Origin of the sequence: Pseudomonas sp. MWU12-2037 (assembly GCF_023242345.1) — a bacterium.
In the GTDB taxonomy this organism is placed as follows: domain Bacteria; phylum Pseudomonadota; class Gammaproteobacteria; order Pseudomonadales; family Pseudomonadaceae; genus Aquipseudomonas; species Aquipseudomonas gingeri_D.
Map to the genome: position 1 here is coordinate 506,136 of NZ_JALLIZ010000002.1, position 21,629 is coordinate 527,764.

Genomic DNA, 21,629 nt, shown 5'->3' on the forward strand with positions numbered 1-21,629 from the left:
CCCCATAGGACAAGTCCTAAAATGCCGGGATATCCGCCTGCAGATGCGGCTCGATATCCTCCAGCACCCGTTCGATGGCCTGCTTGAGTGCCTGCCAGTCCGCCGCCACCCGTTCGTTGGACTTGAGCCGCACGCAGCTGTCAAGGTCGGCGCAGGCATGGGCCAGGGCGATGGCATCGATCAGACAGGCGATGCCCTTGAGCCGATGGACCGCCACCGCCAGGCCTTCCCAGTTGTGCAACTCGGCCGCGACCTCCAGGGCCCCGCGCTCCTGTTCGAGATTCTTGCGCAGCTCCAGCAACATGCGGCGCATGACCTCCGCATTGGCACAGGTCATGGCGCTCAGGGCCTGAATATCAAAGGAACGCCCGGGCACGATGCTCGCCAGCAGTTGCGCCAGCTCGTCCAGGGAAACCGGCTTGACCAGCAGTTCGGTCATGCCCGCCTGCAGGCAGCGTTGGCGTTCGTCGCTCATGGCATTGGCCGTGCAACCGACCACCGGGCACGGCGGACGCCGCTCCTCGGCCTCGATCCGGCGTATCGCCTCGGCCAGCGCATAGCCGCTCATGTCCGGCATATTGCAATCGGTGATCACCAGATCGAACGGTTCCTGCTGCAAGGCCTGTAACGCCGCCTCGCCACTCTGGCAGGCAACGACCTGCTGGCCGAGAAAGCTCAACTGCTGCTTGAGCACCAGGCAGTTGGCGGACAGGTCGTCGACAATCAACACCTTGAACGACGGCAGCCGAGGCCTGGACTCCTCCACTGCGGCAGGCGCGGCCGGGGCCTGCTCCACGGGCTTGAGCGCCAGCTCGATACGCACCCGCGTGCCATCTCCCGGCCGGCTCAACAAGACGATACTGCCGCCCATCAACTCCACCAGTTGCTTGCAGATACTCAAGCCCAGGCCCGTGCCGCCATATTCTTCATCGGCCTGACCACGGATCTGGACAAAGGGTGCGAAGAGCGTCTTCTGCTGTTCGAGGCCGATCCCCTTGCCGCTGTCTTCGATGCTGATGCGCAGGGTTTCCAGGTCCGCGGAGCACGACACACTACACACGTGAATGTGCACGAAGCCCTCGGCGGTGAATTTCAGCGCATTGCCGATCAGGTTGTTCAACACCTGGCGCAAACGCAGCGGGTCGAACCAGTAATCCCCCTCCAGCCCTGGCTCCACCTCCAGGCTCAGCTCAATGCCCTTGCCCCGCGCCGCGGCCTCGAACAGTTGCAGCACGCTTTCCAGAAACCCGACCAGGGAACCGGCACGCAACGCCAGGTGCATGCCGCCGGCCTCGATCTTCGCCAGATCGAGGCTGTCGCCGATCAAGGCCGTCAGTTCCTGCGCCGATTGATAAGCCACCTGCAGCGCCTGGGAGAGTTCCTGTCCATTGGCCCGGGCCTGCTCGCGCTCGAGTTCGAGCAGGCCGATGATGGCCACCATGGGGGTGCGAATCTCATGACTCATGGTGGCCAGGAACGCGCTCTTGGCCTGGTTGGCCTGCTCCGCCTGCTGGCGCGCTTCCATCAGTTGAGCCTCGAGCTGCTTGCGTTCGGTGATGTCGATCCAACCACCGAGCAGTCCCTGCAACTGCGCCTCAGCCGAGTAGAACGGCACCATCCACTGATAGATATCGATCCGGCCGCTGGCGAAGTCGAGCTGGCGGTCCTGGAACAACGGCTGCTGGGTCTCGAACAACTGGATAAACTCGGCATGCAGTTGCTCCGCGGTGGCCTGGGGCAAAATATCCACTTCGGTGATCCGTCGGCCCTGTACCTGCTCCAGGGTGGTGGCAAAACGTTCCTCGTAACTGCGGTTGCAGGTTATCAGGCGACCGTCCAGGTCGCGCACGAAGATGGGATTGGGGATACCGTCGAGCAAGGCGCGCTGGAAGGCCAGCTGATCGCTGAGCTCCTGTTCGGCCCGGCGGCGCTGGCGAATCTGGACGTTCAGTCGGCGGTTCCAGGCCAGGGACACGCCCCCCAGCAGGATCATCACCGCCGTCAGGCCATAGACCCAGCGCGGTACCCGCTCCCAGACCGGGCGCATCGGCGCCACGCCGATCGCGCCATGCCATTTGATCCGCAACGCGCGCAGCTCGGCCACGGGAAACGCCTCCAGGGCCTTGTTCAGGATACTGAGCAGTTCCGGCTCGGTCTTGACCACCGAGAAACTGTCCGCCGACCAGAGTCCCTCGACACTGCGCCCGACCTTCAGTCGTCCGGGTGGATACAGGTAGGCCCGCGTATCGCTCTGGATCGTCGCGGTCGCCTCGCCGCGCTCGACCATCGCCCTGGCCTCCTCCGGCGTCTTCACCGTGATCAGTTGGATATCCGGGTAGTTCTTGCGGATCATCGGCTCCAGCGCATGTTTCTCCGGCATCACCAGCACCCGCCCGGACAACTGCGAGAGCGAGCCGAGGGGCGAGTCGTGCACGCGCACCACGAACACCCAGGCGCTGCCGCCAAAGGCATAGGTGAAGTTCAGGAAGGTCTTGCGCTCGACACTTTCGGCCAGCGTGGTGCTCATCAACGCCTTGCCGTCGTGAAGCAGATCGACGCTTTCAGCCGTGGAGCCGGTTTCGCGGAACTCGAACTGCAGGCCGGTCATGCGCGAAATGCGCGACAGCAGGTCCGGATTGAGGCCGACCCAACGGTTGTGACCATCCTTGTAGATATGCGGCGGATACGGCTGGGCCACCACCGTGACCTTGGGGTGACGGTCGATCCAGGCCCGCTCCGCGTCGGTGAGACTGATGCGCTGCTGGGTGATGTCCGAGCCGAAGCCGGTGGTCCAGCGGGCGAGGATCTCCCGCCGCGTGGCGTTGTCGGTATTGTCCAGGACCCGCTCCACCAGGGCGCTGAGCACATGATCGGACTCACGCGTGGCAAAGGCGAAGCCAATCGGCGGCAAGTCGCTCTTGTCCTTGATGTGCACGCCCATGTAGGGCCGCAGGCTCTTGTAGGCGCGGACAATCACCTCGTTGCCGATAAACGCCTCGACCTCGCCCTGGGACAACGCCTCCAGGGCACTGTAGAGGGTCGGGGCGAGGATGATTTCGCTCTGCGGGTAGGTGGCGTGTACCACCTGGGCGTCGGCGTAACCGTCGAGCAGTACCACCTTCTTGCCGTTCAGGTCGTGAAAGCCATGACCGCCGACGCGGCCGACGATCACCGAACGGTCCGGCATATAGTCGCTGGAGAACGTCAACCCGGGCACGCCTCGCTCGTAACCGTTGGCACTGGTGAGGATATCGATCTGCCCGCTGCGCAGGGCCTCGACCGCCTGGTCGCGTTCGCCGAAGCCGAGGACCTGGACTTCGACCCCCAGGCGATCGCGGATCAGCCCGACGTAATCGGCACTGATGCCCTGGTAGCGGTTGCGATCATTGGTGATGTCGACGGGTTCATAGTCGGCAACCGAAATCCCCACCCGCAAGGTCCGTTCGGGCCCCAGCCATTGCTCCTCCTCCGGGCTCAGGGAGAGCCGCTCGACCTCGACGAACGATGGCGGCAAGCTGAACGGCAGGCCCTGGGCCGCCATCGCACTGACGGGCACGCAGAGCAACAGCCACCCGCACAGACTGGCCAGAACGGATTGTATGGATCGACCCAAAAACACCATGACGAACTACCTGCCCCCTTCGGTCCATTTCAGGAAATGGCAAAAAAACAAGGCAAGTTTGACATGCGAAAACGATAAAGCCCGCCAAGGGGCGGGCTTTAATGTGTGACCGTTCTAGTCTGTCAGAGCGGCTTACCACGGTTACCATGCTGGCTGACAAAGGCCTGGACGACTTTCAAGTCATTGGCCAAGACGGTGCAACGCTCATCTCGCTCAAACAAATCGGAAAGGTGCGCAGGTAGTTCGAGTGTTTTTCCTACGCCAGCCTTCTCCACAGCCTCAGGGAATTTGACCGGATGCGCGGTCCCCAGGATCACCATCGGGATGTCCAGGCTGCGCCGGCACTCACGGGCCGCGCGCACGCCGATGGCGGTGTGCGGATCGAGGACCTCACCGCTCTGGGCGAAAACCTCGGCGATGGTCTCGCAGGTCTGGGCATCATCCACGGCCAGGGAGTCGAACAGCTTGCGTGCTTCACTCCAGCGGTCCTGGTCGACACTGAAACCGCCACCCTGCTTGAAGGTGTCCATCAGCCCGGCGATGGCCGCGCCGTTGCGCCCATGCAGATCGAACAGCAGGCGTTCGAAGTTCGACGAGACCATGATGTCCATGGACGGCGACAGGGTCGCGTGCAGGGTGTCCTTGACGTACTGGTTGCCGCTCATGAAGCGGTGCAGGATGTCGTTGCGGTTGGTCGCGACGATCAGTTGGCTGATCGGCAGGCCCATGTTGCGTGCCAGGTAGCCGGCGAAGATATCGCCGAAGTTGCCGGTCGGCACCGAGAACGCCACCGAACGGGCCGGGCCGCCCAGTTGCAGGGCGGCGTGGAAGTAGTAGACGATCTGGGCCATGATCCGCGCCCAGTTGATCGAGTTCACCGCGACCAGGCGTGTGCCCTTGAGGAAGCTCTGGTCGGCGAAGCTGTTCTTGACCATTTCCTGGCAGTCGTCGAAGTTGCCTTCGATGGCGATGTTGTGGATGTTGTCGCCGAACAGGGTGGTCATCTGCCGACGCTGCACCTCGGACACCCGGTTGTGCGGGTGGAGGATGAAGATGTCGACGTTCTCGCAGTGCTTGCAGCCTTCGATGGCGGCCGAGCCGGTATCACCGGAAGTGGCGCCGACGATCACCACGCGCTCGCCGCGTTTGGCCAGCACGTAGTCGAGCAGGCGACCGAGCAGTTGCAGGGCGAAGTCCTTGAACGCCAGGGTCGGGCCGTGGAACAGCTCCAGCACCCATTCGTTACCGTTCAGTTGGCGCAGCGGTGCCACGGCGCCATGGGAGAAGGCGCCGTAGGTTTCCTCAAGGATCTTCTTGAAGTCCGCATCCGGAATGCTGCCGGTGACGAACGGGCGCATGACCCGGAACGCCAGTTCGTGATACGGCAGGCCGGCCCAGGAAGCGATTTCCTCCTGGGTGAAGCGCGGCAGGTTTTCCGGCACATAGAGGCCGCCGTCGCTGGCTAGCCCCGCCAGCAGCACGTCTTCGAAGTTCAGGGCCGGTGCCTGGCCACGGGTACTGATGTAACGCATGAAAAATTCCTCTTGATCGGCAGCGCCGGCTTAGTTCAAGTGCTCGACACGGATCCGCACGACAGGGCCGACCACGCCTTGCAGGGCCTCCAGCGCCGCGATGGCGTCGTTGATATGCTGTTCGCGCACGCGGTGGGTCAGCAGGATCATCGGCACCAGGCCGTCGTGTTCTTCGACTTCCTTCTGCATGATCGATTCGATATTGATGCCGCGTTCCGACAGGATGCTCGCGACCTGGGCCAGCACGCCCGGATGGTCCTTGGCCTGGATGCGCAGGTAGTAGGCGCTTTCGCACTCTTCGATCGGCAGGATCGGGTGGGCCGACAGCGAGTCCGGCTGGAAGGCCAGGTGCGGTACACGGTTTTCCGGGTCGCTGGTCATGGCGCGAACCACGTCCACCAGGTCGGCGATGACCGACGAGGCGGTCGGTTCCATGCCGGCACCGGCCCCGTAGAACAGGGTCGAACCGGAAGCGTCGCCATTGACCATCACCGCGTTCATCACGCCATTGACGTTGGCCAGCAGGCGGTCGGCCGGGATCAGCGTCGGGTGCACGCGCAGCTCGATACCGGCGGCGGTGCTGCGGGCCACGCCCAGGTGCTTGATGCGGTAGCCCAGGGCCTCGGCGTAGTTGACATCGGCGGTGGTCAGCTTGGTGATGCCTTCGGTGTAGGCCTTGTCGAATTGCAGCGGGATACCGAAAGCAATCGATGCCAGGATCGTCAGCTTGTGCGCGGCATCGATGCCTTCGACGTCGAAGGTCGGATCGGCTTCGGCGTAACCCAGGGCCTGGGCTTCGGCCAGCACGTCTTCGAAGGTACGGCCCTTCTCGCGCATTTCGGTGAGGATGAAGTTACCGGTGCCGTTGATGATACCGGCGACCCAGTTGATACGGTTGGCCGAGAGGCCTTCGCGAATCGCCTTGATCACCGGGATACCACCGGCCACGGCAGCTTCGAACGCAACGATCACGCCCTTCTCGCGGGCCTTGGCGAAGATTTCATTGCCGTGCACGGCGATCAGCGCCTTGTTCGCGGTGACCACATGCTTGCCGTTCTCGATGGCGCTGAGCACCAGCTCGCGGGCAACGGTGTAGCCGCCCACCAGTTCGACGACGATATCGATTTCTGGGTTGCTCGCCACTTCGAAGACATCGTGGGTAATCGCAATACCGGTGGTCTGGAACTGAGGCTTTGGCGTACGCATGGCAATTTGAGCCACTTCGATTCCACGCCCGGCACGGCGGGCAATCTCCTCGGCGTTACGCTGAAGTACGTTGAAGGTGCCGCCACCGACGGTACCTAACCCACAGATGCCTACTTTGACCGGTTTCACTCTGAACTCCCCATGAAACGGCCGACACGAGGTCGGCCGTGGAAAACAGCCGCTGGACTGCCAGCGGCTCGCTATTGATGACCCGGGAACCCTGTCCCGCGGGCCACGCTCGTCACAGGTTGAACGTGACGAGGCTGAATTACTTGGCGGACAGTGCCAGTTTGGCAACTTGTGCCGCCGGCTGGTAGCCCGGAATTACCTGACCATCGGCCAAAACAATTGCCGGCGTGCCATTGACACCAATGGATTGACCGAGGGCGAATTGCTTGGAAACCGGGTTGGCGCACTTGGCGGCCTTGATTTCATCGCCTTCGACCATCTTGTCCATCGCCGCTTTCTTGTCGGCCGAGCACCAGACCGCCTGCAACTGCTCGTCGCCCGGCGAGCCGAGACCCTGGCGCGGGAACGCGACGTAGCGCACCTCAATGCCCATCTTGTTCAGCGCCGGCACTTCGGCATGCAGCTTGTGGCAGTACGGGCAGGTGGTGTCGGTGAACACGGTGATATGCGACTTGGTTTCGCCGATGGCCGGGTAGACCACGGTTTCGGCCACCGGAATACCGTTGATCAGCTTGGACACGCCCAGGCGTTCGGTTTTCTCGGTGAGGTTGACCGGCTTGCCGTCCTTGAGCTGGAACAGGTAGCCCTGCATGACGAATTGGCCGTCGGCGCTGGCGTAGAGCACGCGGCTGCCCTTGAGCCGGACCTCATAGAGACCGGCCAGGGGGCTGGCGCTGATGCTCTCCACCGGGGTTTCCAGTTGAAGGCTTTCGAGGCTCTTGCGAATCGCCTGCTCGGCGGTGTCGTCGGCCAAGGCCAGGGAGCTGACCAGGGCGAGGGCAGCAGCGGCGAAAATCTGGGTCAAACGCATGGGAACTCCTGAAGGCGGGCAAAGGGGCCGAGGCTGATACGACCGCGGGGAAACTGATCGGTTTCAAGCGCCCGCTTTGCAAACCGATAGAGCCTATCACATAAGCCCGGCGGGGCCGAACCCCTGTGTAGCTTAGCCGCGCGGGTGATGTTTGGCATGCATATCCTGCAACCGCGCACGGGCCACATGGGTGTAGATCTGCGTGGTCGACAGGTCGCTGTGGCCGAGCAACATCTGCACCACCCGCAGGTCGGCGCCGTGGTTGAGCAGGTGCGTGGCGAAGGCATGACGCAAGGTGTGCGGCGACAACGATTTACCGATCCCGGCGACCTTGGCCTGGTGCTTGATCCGGTGCCAGAAGGTCTGGCGGGTCATCTGCTCGCCGCGCTGGCTGGGAAACAGCACATCGCTGGGGCGTCCGCCGAGCAGTTCGATGCGAGCATCGCGCATATAACGTTCAACCCAGACAATCGCCTCTTCGCCCATGGGTACCAGCCGCTCCTTGCTGCCCTTGCCCATGACCCGCAACACGCCCTGGCGCAAGTTGACCTGTTCCAGGGTCAGGCTGATCAGTTCGGTGACCCGTAGCCCGCAGGCATAAAGCACTTCGAGCATGGCCCGGTCACGCTGGCCGATGGCCTCGCCAAGATCCGGGGCGGCCAGCAGCGCCTCCACATCCGCTTCCGACAGGGATTTGGGCAAGGGCCGCCCCAATTGCGGCATCTCGACCTGCAAGGTCGGGTCGACGGCAATCAGCTTTTCACGTAACAGGTAACGATAGAAGCCGCGCACACCGGAGAGAAAGCGCGCGGTGGAGCGCGGTTTATAGGCCTGCTCCAGGCGCCAGGCCAGGTGATCGAGGATCAGCTCACGGCCGGCCTTGTCCAGCTCCAGGCCTTTTTCCTGCAACCAGCCGTTGAACAGCGCCAGATCGCTGCGATAAGCGTCACGGGTATTGTCGGACAGACCTTTTTCCAGCCACAGGGCGTCGAGAAACTGGTCGATAAGCGGGTGATCGATGGCGGGCATAAGGGCTCGAAAAGCAAAAGGCGATAAGCAGATCAACTGTGACAGCGCGCCACGGCTTTTTCAAAACCCGAAATGCAAAAAAGCAGCCCGTAGGCTGCTTTTTTCTGCATCGGAAGCTGGACTTAAGCCAGTTTTTCCTTGATGCGAGCTGCTTTACCCGACAGGTCGCGCAGGTAGTACAGCTTGGCCTTACGTACATCACCGCGACGCTTGACAGCCATGCTGTCGATTTGCGGGCTGTAGGTCTGGAAAGTACGCTCTACGCCAACACCGTTGGAGATTTTACGTACGGTGAACGCGCTGTTCACACCGCGGTTACGCTTGGCAATTACCACGCCTTCGAACGCTTGCAGACGCGAACGGTCGCCTTCCTTCACTTTCACCTGAACGACAATGGTGTCGCCCGGGGCAAAGGTAGGGATCTCTTTGGTCATCTGCTCGGCTTCGAGTTGCAGAATGATTTTGTTAGTCATGCTGTGCTCCTAAGGTAAATCGTTCGATCTACCATCGATACGTTGTTAACTATCGTCCCGCTCGCGGATGTATTCCTCGAGCAGCTTCTTCTCTTCTCCAGAAAGCGAGCGGCTTTCCAGAAGATCGGCGCGTCGTTCCGAGGTCCTGCCAAGGGACTGCTTCAGACGCCAACGCCGGATATGTGCGTGGTTGCCACTGAGCAACACGTCGGGAACACGCTGATCCGCATACACCTCCGGACGGGTGTAGTGCGGGCAATCCAGCAAACCATCCGTGAAGGAATCTTCCTCCGCGGAGTCCGCATGCCCTAAAGCTCCGGGCAGCAGCCGTGTAACCGCATCTATCAGGACCATCGCCGGCAGCTCGCCACCGGAAAGAACATAGTCCCCAATCGACCACTCTTCATCGACATGAGCATCTATAAAGCGCTCGTCAATGCCTTCATAACGACCTGCAATGAGGATCAAGGCTTCCTCTTTCGCCAGGTCGCGTACCGCCAACTGATTCAGTTGCCGGCCTTGGGGCGACAGGTAAATCACCTTCGCCGCCTCCCCTGCCGCTGCCTTGGCCTGAACCAGGGCGTCCTCAAGGGGCTTGATCTTCATCACCATGCCCGGACCACCGCCAAATGGGCGATCATCCACAGTGTGATGTCGATCCGTCGTGTAGTCCCGCGGGTTCCAACAGGTCAGCTGCAAGAGCCCCTGTTTCACCGCACGACTGGTGATGCCGTAGTCGCTGATGGCGGAAAACATTTCGGGAAACAAACTGATCACTTCTACGCGTAGGCTAGCCATCGCTTAGAAGTCCGCGTCCCAATCCACCTTCATCTCGCCAGCGACCAGGTCGACAGCCAACACGCATTGCTCGGTATAGGGCAACAGGCGTTCGCGATCATCCAGGCTGCCCGGGCAAGGCTTGACCACCATGACATCATTCGAGCCAGTCTCCAGCAGGTGATCGATTTTCCCGAACAGTTGTCCGAGGGTGTCGATGACCTTGAGACCTTCCAGCTGGTACCAGTAGTACTCGCCGTCGGTCAGGTCTGGGAACAGGTTGCGCGGCACGCAGATCTCATAACCGGCCAGAAGACGCGCTTCTTCACGATCATCGAGATCCTTGAGCTTTGCGACCAGGAACTTGTCGTTCCCGCGTCCGCTGACCAGCTCTACCTGTTTCACGCTGCCTTCGCGCCGGAGCGTCCAGGTTTTGTAGTCCAACAGGTTTTTAATTGGATCAGTAAAGGAATAAACCTTCACTTCGCCGCGAACGCCATGAACGGAATAGATCTTGCCGATAACGATCAAATCATCGGTAGAGGCCGGCGTCGCGTTCATATTGCTCAGGCCGCAACCTTAGCGTTTTCCTTCAGCAACTGAGCAACACGCTCAGAAGGTTGTGCACCAACGCTCAGCCAGTAGGCTACGCGCTCTTGGTTCACGGACAGACGAACTTCCTGACCACGAGCAACCGGGTTGAAGAAACCCACTTGTTCTTTGTGCGAACCGTCACGAGCGTTGCGGCTGTCGGTTACGGTCAGGTGGTAAAACGGGCGCTTTTTGGAGCCGCCAAGGGCAAGACGGATTGTTAGCATGTGAACATCGTTCCTGTAGTCGGTGCTGCAAATCTAAATGCACAGCGGGCATGGGTGCCCGAAAGGCCGCATATTCTAAGGAATATACGGACTTTTGCAAATGACTTTTTCCGGCGCCCGGCGCCGTGCAATCTGGATTTGCCATAGAGCCGTCGTTAAAACGGCAGGTCAGCTCCCGCTGAACGCGGGTTTACTGGCGATCCCCCGCATCCCTGCGGGAGTAGCGCCGACCGTCAGGTCGACGCGAATCTTTTACATTTTCGGCATGCCGCCGCCGGGCAACATACCGCCCATGCCGCGCATCATCTTGGCCATACCGCCTTTGGCGGAGAATTTCTTCATCATCTTCTGCATCTGCTTGTGCTGCTTGATCAAGCGTCCGATGTCCTGCACCTGGGTACCGGAGCCCATGGCGATCCGACGTTTGCGCGAACCGCTGATCAGCTCAGGGTCGCGGCGCTCGGCCGGGGTCATGGAGTTGATGATGGCTTCCATCTGCTTGAACTGCTTCTCGGCCGCGCCCTGGGCATTGCCCATCTGCGCCAGATTGACCCCGCCGATATTCGGCAGTTTGTCCATCAGGCCACCGAGGCCGCCCATGTTCTTCATCTGTTGCAGCTGGTCGCGGAAGTCTTCGAGATCGAAGCCTTTGCCTTTCTTCAGCTTTTTAGCCAGTTTGTCGGCTTTGTCCTTGTCGAGGGTCTGCTCGGCCTTCTCGATCAGGCTGAGCACGTCGCCCATGCCGAGGATGCGCGAGGCAATCCGCTCCGGGTGGAAGGGCTCGAGCGCTTCGCTCTTCTCGCCCATACCGATAAATTTGATCGGTTTGCCGGTGATGGCCCGTACCGACAGCGCGGCACCGCCACGGGCGTCGCCGTCGACCTTGGTCAGGATCACCCCGGTCAGCGGCAGCGCATCGCCAAACGCCTTGGCGGTGTTGGCGGCATCCTGGCCGGTCATGGCGTCGACCACGAACAGCGTCTCCACGGGCTTGATCGCCGCGTGCAGCTGCTTGATCTCGGCCATCATCTCGTCATCGATGTGCAGACGACCGGCGGTGTCGACGATGACCACGTCGATGAACTTGAGGCGGGCTTCCTTGATCGCCGCTTCGGCGATGTCCACCGGCTTCTGGCTCAGATCGGACGGGAAGAAGGTCACGCCGATGTCGCCAGCCAGGGTTTCCAGCTGTTTGATGGCCGCCGGACGGTAAACGTCGGCCGAGACCACCATCACGGTTTTTTTCTTGCGCTCTTTAAGGAAGCGCGCCAGCTTGCCGACGGTGGTGGTTTTACCCGCGCCCTGCAGACCGGCCATCAACACCACCGCAGGCGGCACGGCGCTGAGGTTGAGGTCTTCGTTGGCGGCGCCCATCAGGCTTTCGAGTTCGGCCTGGACGATCTTCACGAACGCCTGGCCCGGGGTCAGGCTGCGCGACACCTCGGTGCCGACCGCGCGGTCCTTGACCGAATTGACGAAGTCCTTCACCACCGGCAGGGCGACGTCGGCTTCGAGCAACGCCATGCGCACTTCACGCAGGGTGTCTTTGATGTTGTCCTCGGTCAGCTTGGCCTTGCCGGTGACATGGCGCAGCGTCTGCGAGAGACGGTCGGTCAGGTTTTCAAACATGCGCGATCCTTTGAGGCCCTTATGGAGACCGAAGTGATGGCTGCCGGAACAAGGAAAAACAGCGCCTGGCGAGCCTGCGGCGTGGGCAGGTCGCGGATTATAGCGGAGACTGCATGCCGCCACTAGCGCCACGGTCTTTCGTGGACCGGGGGTTCTATGCCAAACTCAGCGTCTTTCGGGCTTGCCTAACAGGACTTATGCTCCCTTTGTCACCCAGTTTGCTGACCAGCCTCGCCGCCGCCTTCGTCTACGCCGCTGCGACCCTCTATCAGGGCACCCGCCTGCGCCAGGGCGCCAAGGCGAACAAACGCCTGCTGGTCGGACTCGGCGTAGTCGCCGTGATCGCCCACGCGGTGAGCCTGCTTACCCACCTGATGACCCCGATCGGCCTGGGCCTGGACTTTTTCAACGCCGCCAGCCTGATCGCCGTCGCCGTGATCGCCCTGACCCTGGTGGCCTGCTCGCGCATTCCGGTGGAAAACCTGCTGCTCCTGCTGTTTCCGCTGGGCCTGCTGACGGTGCTGCTAGCGCAGTTCGCGCCCTCGGGCACGGTGCAGATCATCGACGAGGAACCGGGGATCCTCGCCCATATCCTGCTGTCGATCCTGGCCTACGGCATGTTCACCATCGCGGTGTTCCAGGCCCTGCTCCTGCTGCTGCAGGACCGTCAGCTGAAAAACAAGCACCCTTCCGGGCTGATCCGCAACTTCCCGCCGCTGCAAACCATGGAAAGCCTGCTGTTCGGTTTCCTCTGGGCCGGCTGGAGCCTGTTGTCGCTGTCGCTGATCTCCGGCTGGCTGTTCGTCGAGAACCTGTTCGCCCAGCACCTGGTGCACAAGACCCTGCTGGCCTGTCTGGCCTGGGTGGTGTTCAGCGTGCTGCTGTGGGGGCGCAATCGTCTCGGCTGGCGCGGGCACAAGGCGATCCGCTGGACCCTGGCCGGTTTCTGCCTGCTGATGCTGGCCTATTTCGGCAGCAAGCTGGTCCGCGAATACATCCTGCATATCTGACGGGCACACAAGACCATGGACAACTTGCCCGCCGGGCCAATGCTCGCCGTATTGGCCCTGCTGATTCTCTGGTCGGCGCTGTTTACCGCCATCGAAGTCGCACAGCAACAAATCGCCGCCCTGCGCCCGGCTTCACGCACGGGTGAAAAACCCACCGCCAGGATGAAGTTCCCCCGCGACAGCCTGATCCTGTGCAATACCCTGTGCCGGGTCGTGGTCGTGATCATCGGCACCCTGCTGTCAATCCTGGAGTGGGGCCAGCATGGGCCCTGGCTGGCCTGCCTCGGCGCCACGGTGTTGCTGCTGGTCTTCGCCGACTACCTGCCGCGCCTGCTCGCCGTCCGTTATCCCGAACCGATCCTGGCCACCGGCAATGCCCTGCTGGGCATTCCGCTGAAGATCCTCTACCCCGTGGCCTGGCTGCTCAACGGCATCGCCCAGTTGCTGCTGCGGCCCTTTATCAGCAAGGTCGGCACGGTCAAGCAGAGCGATGAAGACCAGCCGCCCCTCGATCCGGAAGATGAACCGGAGCACCCGCCACGCAGCCCGTCGCTGTCGAGTATCAAGGCGCTGGACAACATCACGGTCAACGACATCCTGGTACCGCGCAGCGAAGTGGACGGGATCAACCTCGACGACTCCATCGAGGAAATCACCGCACAGTTGCTGAAGAACCGCCGTACCCGCCTGCCGGTGTTCCACAACGATATCAACCAGGTCGAGGCGGTGATCAATACCCGCCAGATCCTCAATCTGCTGTTCGATGCCAACCTCACCAAAGCCGCCCTGCTCGCCGCCTGCCACGAACCGTACTTCGTCCCGGAAAGCACGCCGCTGCAACTGCAACTGCTGAATTTTCACAAGCAGCAACGGCGCCTGGGCATGGTGGTGGACGAATACGGCGAGGTGCTGGGCATCGTCACCCTGGAAGATATCCTGGAAGAAATCGTTGGCGAGTTCGAAAGCGAGCACAGCCTCGACAACCCGCACATCCATCCCCAGCCCGATGGCCGGCTGGTGATCGAAGGGGCCGCGTCGATTCGCGAACTGAACAAGAGCCTGGGCTGGCACCTGCCCAGCGACGGCCCGAAAACCCTCAACGGTCTGGTGACCGAAGCCCTGGAAACCATCCCGGAGAGCGCCGTGTGCCTGAAGATCGGCCGCTACCGCCTGGAAATCCTCGAGACCGAGGACAATCGGGTCAGCCGGGTGCTGGTCTGGCACACCAGTTCGGTCCCGGTTGCGCCTTGATACAGCCTGCCCCCTTGTTTGATCGATAGACGCATTCCTATAATCGGGCGGGCTTATCCAGCCCCGCCGGAACGCCCGCTTACCCGCACCTGGCCTCCTCCGGCCAGCAATGCCTTGTCATGAATCCGCCGCCGACACTCACAGCCTGTCGCGCCGGAACCAGCCCTTATCCCTGGGCGTTCAATACTAATAATTCGCACGCGCAAGACTTTCAGGGACGCCCGCAATGACTTCCAGCAGTACCTTTGACACTGCCACGCCGAGCAAACCGCTGAACTCGACCGCCCGAGTGGCGACCGCCAGCTTTATCGGCACGGCCATCGAGTTCTACGACTTCTACGTCTATGCCACCGCCGCCGCCCTGGTGATCGGGCCGGTGTTTTTCCCGCAGACCGACAGCACCGCACAGATGCTCTCGGCCTTCCTGACCTTCGGTATCGCCTTTCTTGCCCGCCCGCTAGGCTCGATCCTGTTCGGCCACTTCGGCGACCGTATCGGGCGTAAATCGACGCTGGTCGCTTCGCTGCTGCTGATGGGCGTGTGCACCACGCTGATCGGCGTGCTGCCCGGCTATGCGACCATTGGCGCCTGGGCGCCGATCCTCTTGTGCCTGCTGCGCTTCGGCCAGGGCCTGGGGCTTGGCGGGGAATGGGGCGGGGCCGCGTTGCTGGCAACCGAAAACGCCCCCGCAGGCAAGCGCGCCTGGTTCGGTATGTTTCCGCAACTGGGCCCTTCGATCGGTTTTCTCGCCGCCAACGGCTTGTTCCTGATCCTGGCCATGACCTTGAGCGATGAACAGTTCCGTTCCTGGGGCTGGCGCATTCCGTTCCTGCTCAGCGCCGCGCTGGTGATGGTCGGCCTGTATGTGCGCCTCAAGCTTGAGGAGACGCCGATCTTCGCCAATGCCATGGCCCGCCAGGAACGGGTGAAAATGCCCCTGGTCGAGCTGTTCAGCCGCTATTGGGCGCCGGTGCTGCTCGGTTCGCTGGCGATGGTGGTGTGTTACGCACTGTTCTATATCTCGGCGGTGTTTTCCCTGAGTTATGGCGTGGCCAACCTTGGCTACAGTCGCGAGACTTTCCTGGGACTGCTGTGTTTTGCCGTGCTGTTCATGGCCGCGGCCACGCCACTGGCGGCCTGGGCCAGCGATCGTTTCGGGCGCAAGCCGGTTCTGATCATCGGCGGGGTTCTGGCGTTGCTGTCCGGTTTTACCATGGAGCCGCTGCTGGGCCATGGTTCGACCACCGGCGTCGCCCTGTTCCTGTGCCTTGAGCTGTTTCTGATGGGGATTACTTTCGCGCCGATGGGGGCATTGCTGCCAGAGCTGTTTCCGACCCACGTGCGTTATACCGGCGCATCGGCGGCGTATAACCTGGGCGGCATCGTCGGGGCCTCGGCGGCACCGTTCTTTGCCCAGAAGCTGGTGGCGATGGGCGGTTTGAGTTGGGTCGGCGGGTATGTATCAGGGGCGGCGGCGTTGAGCCTGATTGCGATTTTCTGCTTGAAGGAAACGCGCTACAACGATTTGAACAAGGTGGCCTGAAGATCGGCGCCACTTCTGCGCCAAGCACGATTATTGTAGGAGCCGGCTTGCTGGCGATGGCATCCTTGAGATCAATGCAGCACTCAAGGGCCTCTTCGCGGGCAAGCCCTGCTCCTACAGTTCAGTGGCGAACGCGGATTGTGCGCAGGGCACAAATCCGCGCTCGTCAGCGTGCTTACAGCTCTACCACAACCGCCTGAGCAGCACGGGTCGCCTTGGCCCGCGCGGCTTCGATCGACTCGTCCCGCGCCAACGCCACGCCCATGCGGCGCTGGCCGTTGACTTCCGGCTTGCCGAACAGGCGCAAGGCGGTATCCGGCTCGCTCAACGCCGCACCGAGGTTGGCGAACGCGGTCTGGGTCGACTGCCCTTCCACCAGGATCACCGCCGACGCCGACGGGCCGAACTGACGGATCAACGGGATCGGCAAGCCGAGAATCGCCCGGGCATGCAGCGCAAACTGCGACAGGTCCTGGGAAATCATGGTCACCATGCCGGTGTCATGAGGACGCGGCGAGACTTCGCTGAACCACACCTGGTCGCCCTTGATAAACAACTCGACGCCAAACATCCCGCGCCCACCCAGGGCCTCGGTCACCGCCTTGGCGACCCGCTCCGACTCGGCCAGGGCCAACGGGCTCATGACCTGCGGCTGCCAGGACTCCTGATAGTCACCCTTCTCCTGACGGTGGCCGACCGGCGCGCAGAAGGTGGTGCCACCCACATGACGAACGGTCAGCAGGGTGATTTCGTAGTCGAAGTCGATAAAGCCCTCGACGATCACCCGGCCTTTACCGGCACGCCCGCCTTCCTGGGCGTAGTCCCAGGCCTTCTGCACGTCGTCGACGCTGCGCAGCAGGCTCTGGCCCTTGCCCGAAGAACTCATCACCGGCTTGACCACGCAAGGGAAGCCCAGATCCGTAACGGCCTGGCTGTAGGCCTCGAAGGTGTCGGCGAAGTGGTACGGCGAGGTCGGCAGCTGCAACTCTTCGGCGGCCAGGCGACGGATGCCTTCACGGTTCATGGTCAGTTGCGCGGCACGGGCGGTCGGCACCACGGTGAAGCCTTCGGCTTCCAGTTCCACCAGGGTGGCGGTGGCGATGGCTTCGATTTCCGGAACGATGAAATGCGGCTTCTCGGCCTCGATCACCGCCCGCAGGGCCGCGCCGTCGAGCATATTGATCACGTGGCTGCGATGGGCCACCTGCATGGCCGGCGCATCGGCGTAACGGTCAACGGCGATCACTTCGACGCCCAGGCGTTGCAACTCGATCACCACTTCCTTGCCCAGCTCACCACAGCCACAGAGCAATACGCGGGTCGCGGTCGACGACAGTGGAGTTCCGATACGGGTCATTTCAGGTCCTCAAGGAAGCGGAATCAACGACGGCGCCTGGACAATCAGGCACCTGTCGGGAAGAAAGGCCGGCATTTTACATGAACTGAGCGGGACATGAACCGAACGGGCCTGACTTCAGCTGGAAAGCGCCGCCTTGCGCATCCGCCAGGCCATGGCCAGCCAGACGCAGGTCACCCCGGCGAATTTCGAGCCCAGGGCGGTGAGGATCACCCCCGGGGTCAGCGCGCCGATCAGGCCGAAGAAGATAAAGGTGTCCAGCGGGATGCTGAGGGCCGAACTTATCCACAGGCGATCGTGCAGCGGGCGCTTGGTGATGCTGAAGACCAGCCAGTCGATGCATTCGGAGATGGCGAAGGCGGTGGCGCTCGCCAGGGCGATGGCCGGCTCGGAGGTGAAGTAGGACAGCAGCAGCGCCGCGATCATCGCGACAATCGCGCCGTGACCGAAGCGGGTCTGGACCATGTCGCGCAGGATAAATACCAGTCCGCCCCAGGCTGACCAGATGATGTCCAGGTGCGGCGCGGCGGAGAAGGCGAAGTTGATCAGCACGACGCTGGCGATGTAGGCGATAAGAAAGAGCATGGGTTGCAGACTACCTTGTCTATGTCGCCGTATAGGGTACGTCAGCAACCGCACAGGGCCAAGCTCAAGCACTTGTCGGTCCATACCGAAAGGCCTGCCGGGATATGCCTACATCCTGACAGACACCACAAAACCTTGTAGGAGCAGGGCTTGCCCGCGAAGAGGCCCTCAAGATCGCCAAAAGCTTCGCGGGCAAGCCCTGCTCCTACAGTCAGGCGGTGTTTGTAAGGACGATGAGTAACCGGAGCACGATCCCGTCAGGCGTTCGATCCTTTATTTGGCATCCACAGCAAGCCACTGGCCTTGGCCCGCTCATGGCAACGCCCGAGCACCTCACGGCGTTCGCTGTTGTCCATGCGGCTCCAACGGGTGATCTCCTCGACCGTACGCTGGCAACCAATGCAGATGTCCTGTTCGTCCAGCGCGCAGACACTCACACAAGGCGAGGCCACCGGACGTTCGGGCGTGCTCATGCTTCGTCAACCGCCAGGTCGCGGGCATAACGCTGGGCGTTGTGCACATAGTGGGCGGCGCTGGCTTCGAGCATTTTCTTCTGCGCCTCGGTCAACTCGCGGACCACCTTGCCCGGCGAGCCCATCACCAGCGAACCGTCGGGGATTTCCTTGTTCTCACCGATCAACGCATTGGCGCCGATGATGCAGTGCTTGCCGATCTTCGCGCCGTTGAGGATCACCGCGTTGATACCGATCAGGCTGTAGTCGTCCACCGTGCAGCCATGGAGCATGGCGTTATGACCGATGGTCACCCCGGTGCCGATGGTCAGCGGATAGCCCATGTCGGTATGCATCACCGTGCCATCCTGGACATTGCTGTTGCGGCCGATCAGGATCAGTTCGTTGTCGCCTCGCAACACCGCGTTGAACCAGACACTGGCGCCCTCCTCCAGCCGGACCTTGCCGACCAGGGTCGCATTGGGCGCTACCCAGCTCTGCGGATGCGTCTCGACCCGGGCATCGCCCAGACGGTATTTCATAGGGTTGTCCTCAAGGCTCACGACCACCTGAACGGCGGCTCTAGATGTTGATAAAACGTTCCGGGGGATTGTGCAGGCTGATCCGGGCGTCATACAACAGGTTGACCAGCTCGACGATCATGATCGCCGTCAGCCCCCAGATCTTGTACTCGCCAAAGCGGTAGCTGGGCACGTACCAGCTGCGGCCCTGGTAGTCGATGCGATGGGTATGCTCACGCGGGTCCTGGCGGAAAAACTCCAGCGGTACATTGAAGACCGCGGCGATCTCGGCGTCATTGGCCCGATAGTCGACAAAATCCGGCACCACCCCGACGTAAGGCGTGACCTTGATCCCGTGCAGGGAGATCAACGGGCTGAGGGGCCCGATGATCTCCACCAGCCCCGGCGGCAGGCCGATTTCTTCTTCGGCTTCGCGCAGGGCGGTGAAAATCAGGTCCGGGTCCTCCGGATCGCGGCGCCCGCCGGGAAAGGCCACCTCGCCGCCGTGGGTCGACAGACCGCTGGCGCGCAGGGTCAGCACCAGCTCAGGTTCGTCACTGCGGGTAATAGGCACCAGTACCGCCGCCTCGGGAAAACGACGGTCCGTTTCCAGGGGGCGGGGCGTATGGCTGCTTATCCGTCGAAGTAACTCATCCAGCATGGCTGATCTCGATTTGCGACTTACCCGGCATCATGCACCAAAAGAAGTGACTGGCCCAAGTCCCGGACGTTGCCATGTCGCGAAAGCACAACTTGCCGACAGACCGCCACCCACGCGAAGATAGGCGCATTGCCAAGAGAATCCAGCATGAAGTTCTGTAGCCAGTGCGGCAAACCGGTGAGTCAACGCATACCCGAGGGCGACACGCGCCTGCGCTTCGTCTGCGACCACTGCGACACCATTCATTACCAGAACCCCAATATCGTCGCCGGCTGCCTGCCGGTCTGGGGCACCCAGGTCCTGCTCTGCCGCCGTGCCATCGAGCCGCGCCGGGGTTACTGGACCTTGCCCGCCGGTTTTATGGAAAACGGTGAGACCGTGGAACAGGCCGCTCGCCGGGAAACCCTGGAAGAGGCTTGCGCGCAGGTGCGCAACCTGAGCATCTATACGTTGATCGACGTGCCGCATATCAACCAGGTACATGTGTTCTACCGTGCCGAACTGGTGGACCTGGAATTTGCCGCCGGCGAAGAAAGCCTGGAAGTACGGCTGTTCGAAGAACACGAGATCCCCTGGTCCGAACTGGCGTTCAGGACCGTCGGACGGACCCTGGAATGCTTCTTCGCCGACCGCCCGAACCAGCAATACCCGGTTCGCAGCGAAGCCGTGCCGCCCATGGCGCCACGCGGCAACGACCAATAACCCGATAATCAGAAACGCTTCACCTTCAGGGATACCGTTTTAATGCGCTGGTTGTTAGTAGTCTTCTGCCTGTCGTTCGCCGCTCTGTCCCAGGCCTCCGCCGCCGACCCGCTGGCCGGCAAAATCATCGAGAAAGTCCTGGTCCTCAAGTCCGCCCATCAGTTGCAACTGATCAGTGATGGCAAACCCCTGAAGACCTACCGCATTTCCCTGGGTCGAAATCCCAAGGGCCAGAAACTCATCGCCGGCGACCGGCGCACGCCCGAAGGCTTCTATTGGGTGGACTGGCGCAAGACCAGCGACAAATACAACCTGTCGATGCACCTGTCCTACCCCAATATCAGCGACTCGGCCCGCGCCCGCCGCGAAGGCGTGGACCCCGGCGATATGATCATGATCCACGGCACCCCGGATTCCGAGGACTACCCGGAACAGCTGTTCCACACCCTGGACTGGACCGACGGCTGCGTGGCCATGCGTAACGTCGATATGCGCGAGGTCTGGAACCTGGTCAAGGACGGCACCCTGGTGGAAATCCGCCCCTGAGCCGAACCACCCTGATACCACTGATTTATCCGACGCCCGTCATGCCTCCCATGACGGGCGTTTTTATTGCACTCGCACGAAACCACTGGCATTGACATGGTATTCAAGTGGTATTACCTTCATCACCACTGTCCGAGTGCAAAATTTCCAACAAACGCACAGGAAAAATCCTATATGAACGACATCCTCGCCCTGCGACCCGACGAGTCCCAGCCGACACCGCTTTACCTGCAACTGGCGCGCAACCTGGAAGCGGCGATCCATGCCGGCCAGTGGAAAGCCGAACAGGCATTGCCCTCGGAGCGCAACCTGAGCGAGCTGTTGAGCATTTCCCGGGTCACCGCGCGCAAGGCCCTGGAGGTCCTCCTGGAACAAGGGCTGATCCGCCGCAGCCAGGGCTCCGGGACCTTTATCACCCCACGCCTGGAACAACCCCTCTCCCGCCTGTCGAGTTTCAGCGAACGGTTGCGGGCCAAGGGTTTTGTCCCCGGCTCGCGCTGGCTGGAACGCGAGATCGCCCTGCCGAGCCATGAGGAACTGATCCGCCTGGCCCTGTCGCCACGGGACCAGGTCACCCGGCTCAAGCGCCTGCGCACCGCCGACGATACCGTCATGGCCATCGAGATGAGCACCCTGCCCGCCGCCCTGCTGCCCGACCCCGAGGCCGTCGGCGATTCGCTCTACGCCTTCCTCGACAGCATCGGCCGTCCGGTGGTGCGGGCCCTGCAACATATTCGCGCGATCAACGCCTCGGCCGAATTCGCCGCGCTGGTGGGCATCGAGCCCGGCACCGCGATGCTGCTGATGACCCGGGTCGGCTACCTCGAGGACAACACCCCCATCGAGCTGACCGACACCTACTGCCGTAACGATTACTACGACTTCGTCGCCGAACTGCGGCGTTAGCCTGTTCAG

The 21,629-nt window shown here is 62.0% G+C and carries 21 protein-coding genes; 6 read left to right on the forward strand and 15 right to left on the reverse strand.

Going from position 1 to position 21,629, the window contains the following annotated elements:
* Window positions 1–16 precede the first annotated feature (16 nt).
* The 10 genes from M5B42_RS05545 to ffh form a co-directional block, all read right to left on the reverse strand.
* Complete coding sequence (locus M5B42_RS05545; RefSeq protein ID WP_248745274.1) at window positions 17–3,541, reverse strand: transporter substrate-binding domain-containing protein; 3,525 nt, start codon at window positions 3,539–3,541, stop codon at window positions 17–19.
* 203 nt (window positions 3,542–3,744) lie between these two features.
* Window positions 3,745–5,154, reverse strand: coding sequence for a threonine synthase (gene thrC / locus M5B42_RS05550; protein WP_248745221.1), 1,410 nt, complete (start codon window positions 5,152–5,154; stop codon window positions 3,745–3,747).
* A 30-nt stretch (window positions 5,155–5,184) separates the two neighbouring features.
* Window positions 5,185–6,489 (reverse strand): homoserine dehydrogenase, encoded by a 1,305-nt coding sequence (locus M5B42_RS05555; protein WP_177099711.1) that lies wholly within the window; start codon window positions 6,487–6,489, stop codon window positions 5,185–5,187.
* Window positions 6,490–6,628: 139 nt separating this feature from the next.
* Window positions 6,629–7,360: a DsbC family protein gene (locus tag M5B42_RS05560; RefSeq protein WP_177099710.1), complete on the reverse strand. Its 732-nt coding sequence runs from the start codon at window positions 7,358–7,360 to the stop codon at window positions 6,629–6,631.
* A gap of 132 nt (window positions 7,361–7,492) precedes the next feature.
* Window positions 7,493–8,389 carry a site-specific tyrosine recombinase XerD gene (gene xerD, locus M5B42_RS05565; RefSeq protein ID WP_152740180.1) on the reverse strand — a complete coding sequence of 299 codons (897 nt, stop codon included), beginning with the start codon at window positions 8,387–8,389 and terminating at the stop codon, window positions 7,493–7,495.
* 122 nt (window positions 8,390–8,511) lie between these two features.
* A complete protein-coding gene (gene rplS / locus M5B42_RS05570; RefSeq protein WP_100944697.1) occupies window positions 8,512–8,862 on the reverse strand; it encodes a 50S ribosomal protein L19 in 351 nt (116 codons plus the stop codon).
* Window positions 8,863–8,907: 45 nt separating this feature from the next.
* Window positions 8,908–9,660 carry a tRNA (guanosine(37)-N1)-methyltransferase TrmD gene (trmD, locus tag M5B42_RS05575; RefSeq protein WP_100944698.1) on the reverse strand — a complete coding sequence of 251 codons (753 nt, stop codon included), beginning with the start codon at window positions 9,658–9,660 and terminating at the stop codon, window positions 8,908–8,910.
* Between the two features lie 3 nt (window positions 9,661–9,663).
* A complete protein-coding gene (gene rimM, locus M5B42_RS05580) occupies window positions 9,664–10,200 on the reverse strand; it encodes a ribosome maturation factor RimM (protein ID WP_103494908.1) in 537 nt (178 codons plus the stop codon).
* 5 nt (window positions 10,201–10,205) lie between these two features.
* Complete coding sequence (gene rpsP / locus M5B42_RS05585) at window positions 10,206–10,457, reverse strand: 30S ribosomal protein S16 (RefSeq protein WP_017124058.1); 252 nt, start codon at window positions 10,455–10,457, stop codon at window positions 10,206–10,208.
* Between the two features lie 252 nt (window positions 10,458–10,709).
* Complete coding sequence (ffh, locus tag M5B42_RS05590) at window positions 10,710–12,086, reverse strand: signal recognition particle protein (RefSeq protein ID WP_100944700.1); 1,377 nt, start codon at window positions 12,084–12,086, stop codon at window positions 10,710–10,712.
* A gap of 197 nt (window positions 12,087–12,283) precedes the next feature.
* Here ffh and ccsA point away from each other — a divergent pair, with 197 nt between their 5' ends.
* The 3 genes from ccsA (at window position 12,284) to M5B42_RS05605 (ending at window position 15,890) form a co-directional block, all read left to right on the forward strand.
* Entirely contained in the window at window positions 12,284–13,096 is an 813-nt protein-coding gene (gene ccsA / locus M5B42_RS05595) for a cytochrome c biogenesis protein CcsA (protein WP_103494907.1), read from the forward strand.
* Between the two features lie 15 nt (window positions 13,097–13,111).
* Complete coding sequence (locus M5B42_RS05600; protein WP_248745222.1) at window positions 13,112–14,347, forward strand: transporter associated domain-containing protein; 1,236 nt, start codon at window positions 13,112–13,114, stop codon at window positions 14,345–14,347.
* Window positions 14,348–14,573: 226 nt separating this feature from the next.
* Window positions 14,574–15,890 carry an MFS transporter gene (locus M5B42_RS05605; protein WP_248745223.1) on the forward strand — a complete coding sequence of 439 codons (1,317 nt, stop codon included), beginning with the start codon at window positions 14,574–14,576 and terminating at the stop codon, window positions 15,888–15,890.
* 175 nt (window positions 15,891–16,065) lie between these two features.
* Here the strand turns inward: M5B42_RS05605 and purT are convergent, their stop codons facing one another.
* The 5 genes from purT to M5B42_RS05630 form a co-directional block, all read right to left on the reverse strand.
* Window positions 16,066–17,247, reverse strand: coding sequence for a formate-dependent phosphoribosylglycinamide formyltransferase (gene purT, locus M5B42_RS05610; RefSeq protein ID WP_152740176.1), 1,182 nt, complete (start codon window positions 17,245–17,247; stop codon window positions 16,066–16,068).
* Window positions 17,248–17,364: 117 nt separating this feature from the next.
* Entirely contained in the window at window positions 17,365–17,832 is a 468-nt protein-coding gene (locus tag M5B42_RS05615; RefSeq protein ID WP_100944705.1) for a VUT family protein, read from the reverse strand.
* Window positions 17,833–18,089: 257 nt separating this feature from the next.
* Window positions 18,090–18,305 carry a DUF1289 domain-containing protein gene (locus M5B42_RS05620; RefSeq protein ID WP_248745224.1) on the reverse strand — a complete coding sequence of 72 codons (216 nt, stop codon included), beginning with the start codon at window positions 18,303–18,305 and terminating at the stop codon, window positions 18,090–18,092.
* On the reverse strand, window positions 18,302–18,826 hold the full coding sequence (locus tag M5B42_RS05625; protein WP_100944707.1) for a gamma carbonic anhydrase family protein: 525 nt from the start codon (window positions 18,824–18,826) through the stop codon (window positions 18,302–18,304). Before M5B42_RS05625 ends, M5B42_RS05620 begins: the two co-directional genes overlap by 4 nt.
* 40 nt (window positions 18,827–18,866) lie before the next feature.
* Window positions 18,867–19,466, reverse strand: coding sequence for a CoA pyrophosphatase (locus tag M5B42_RS05630; protein WP_103497019.1), 600 nt, complete (start codon window positions 19,464–19,466; stop codon window positions 18,867–18,869).
* A 147-nt stretch (window positions 19,467–19,613) separates the two neighbouring features.
* Between M5B42_RS05630 and M5B42_RS05635 the strand changes: the two genes are divergently transcribed.
* From M5B42_RS05635 to M5B42_RS05645, 3 genes are all read left to right on the forward strand, one after another.
* The gene (locus M5B42_RS05635) at window positions 19,614–20,168 is read left to right on the forward strand and encodes an NUDIX hydrolase (protein ID WP_248745225.1); all 555 of its coding nucleotides are present in this window, start codon (window positions 19,614–19,616) and stop codon (window positions 20,166–20,168) included.
* Between the two features lie 42 nt (window positions 20,169–20,210).
* Window positions 20,211–20,714: a L,D-transpeptidase family protein gene (locus tag M5B42_RS05640; RefSeq protein ID WP_248745226.1), complete on the forward strand. Its 504-nt coding sequence runs from the start codon at window positions 20,211–20,213 to the stop codon at window positions 20,712–20,714.
* Between the two features lie 174 nt (window positions 20,715–20,888).
* Complete coding sequence (locus tag M5B42_RS05645) at window positions 20,889–21,620, forward strand: GntR family transcriptional regulator (protein ID WP_100944711.1); 732 nt, start codon at window positions 20,889–20,891, stop codon at window positions 21,618–21,620.
* Window positions 21,621–21,629 lie beyond the last annotated feature (9 nt).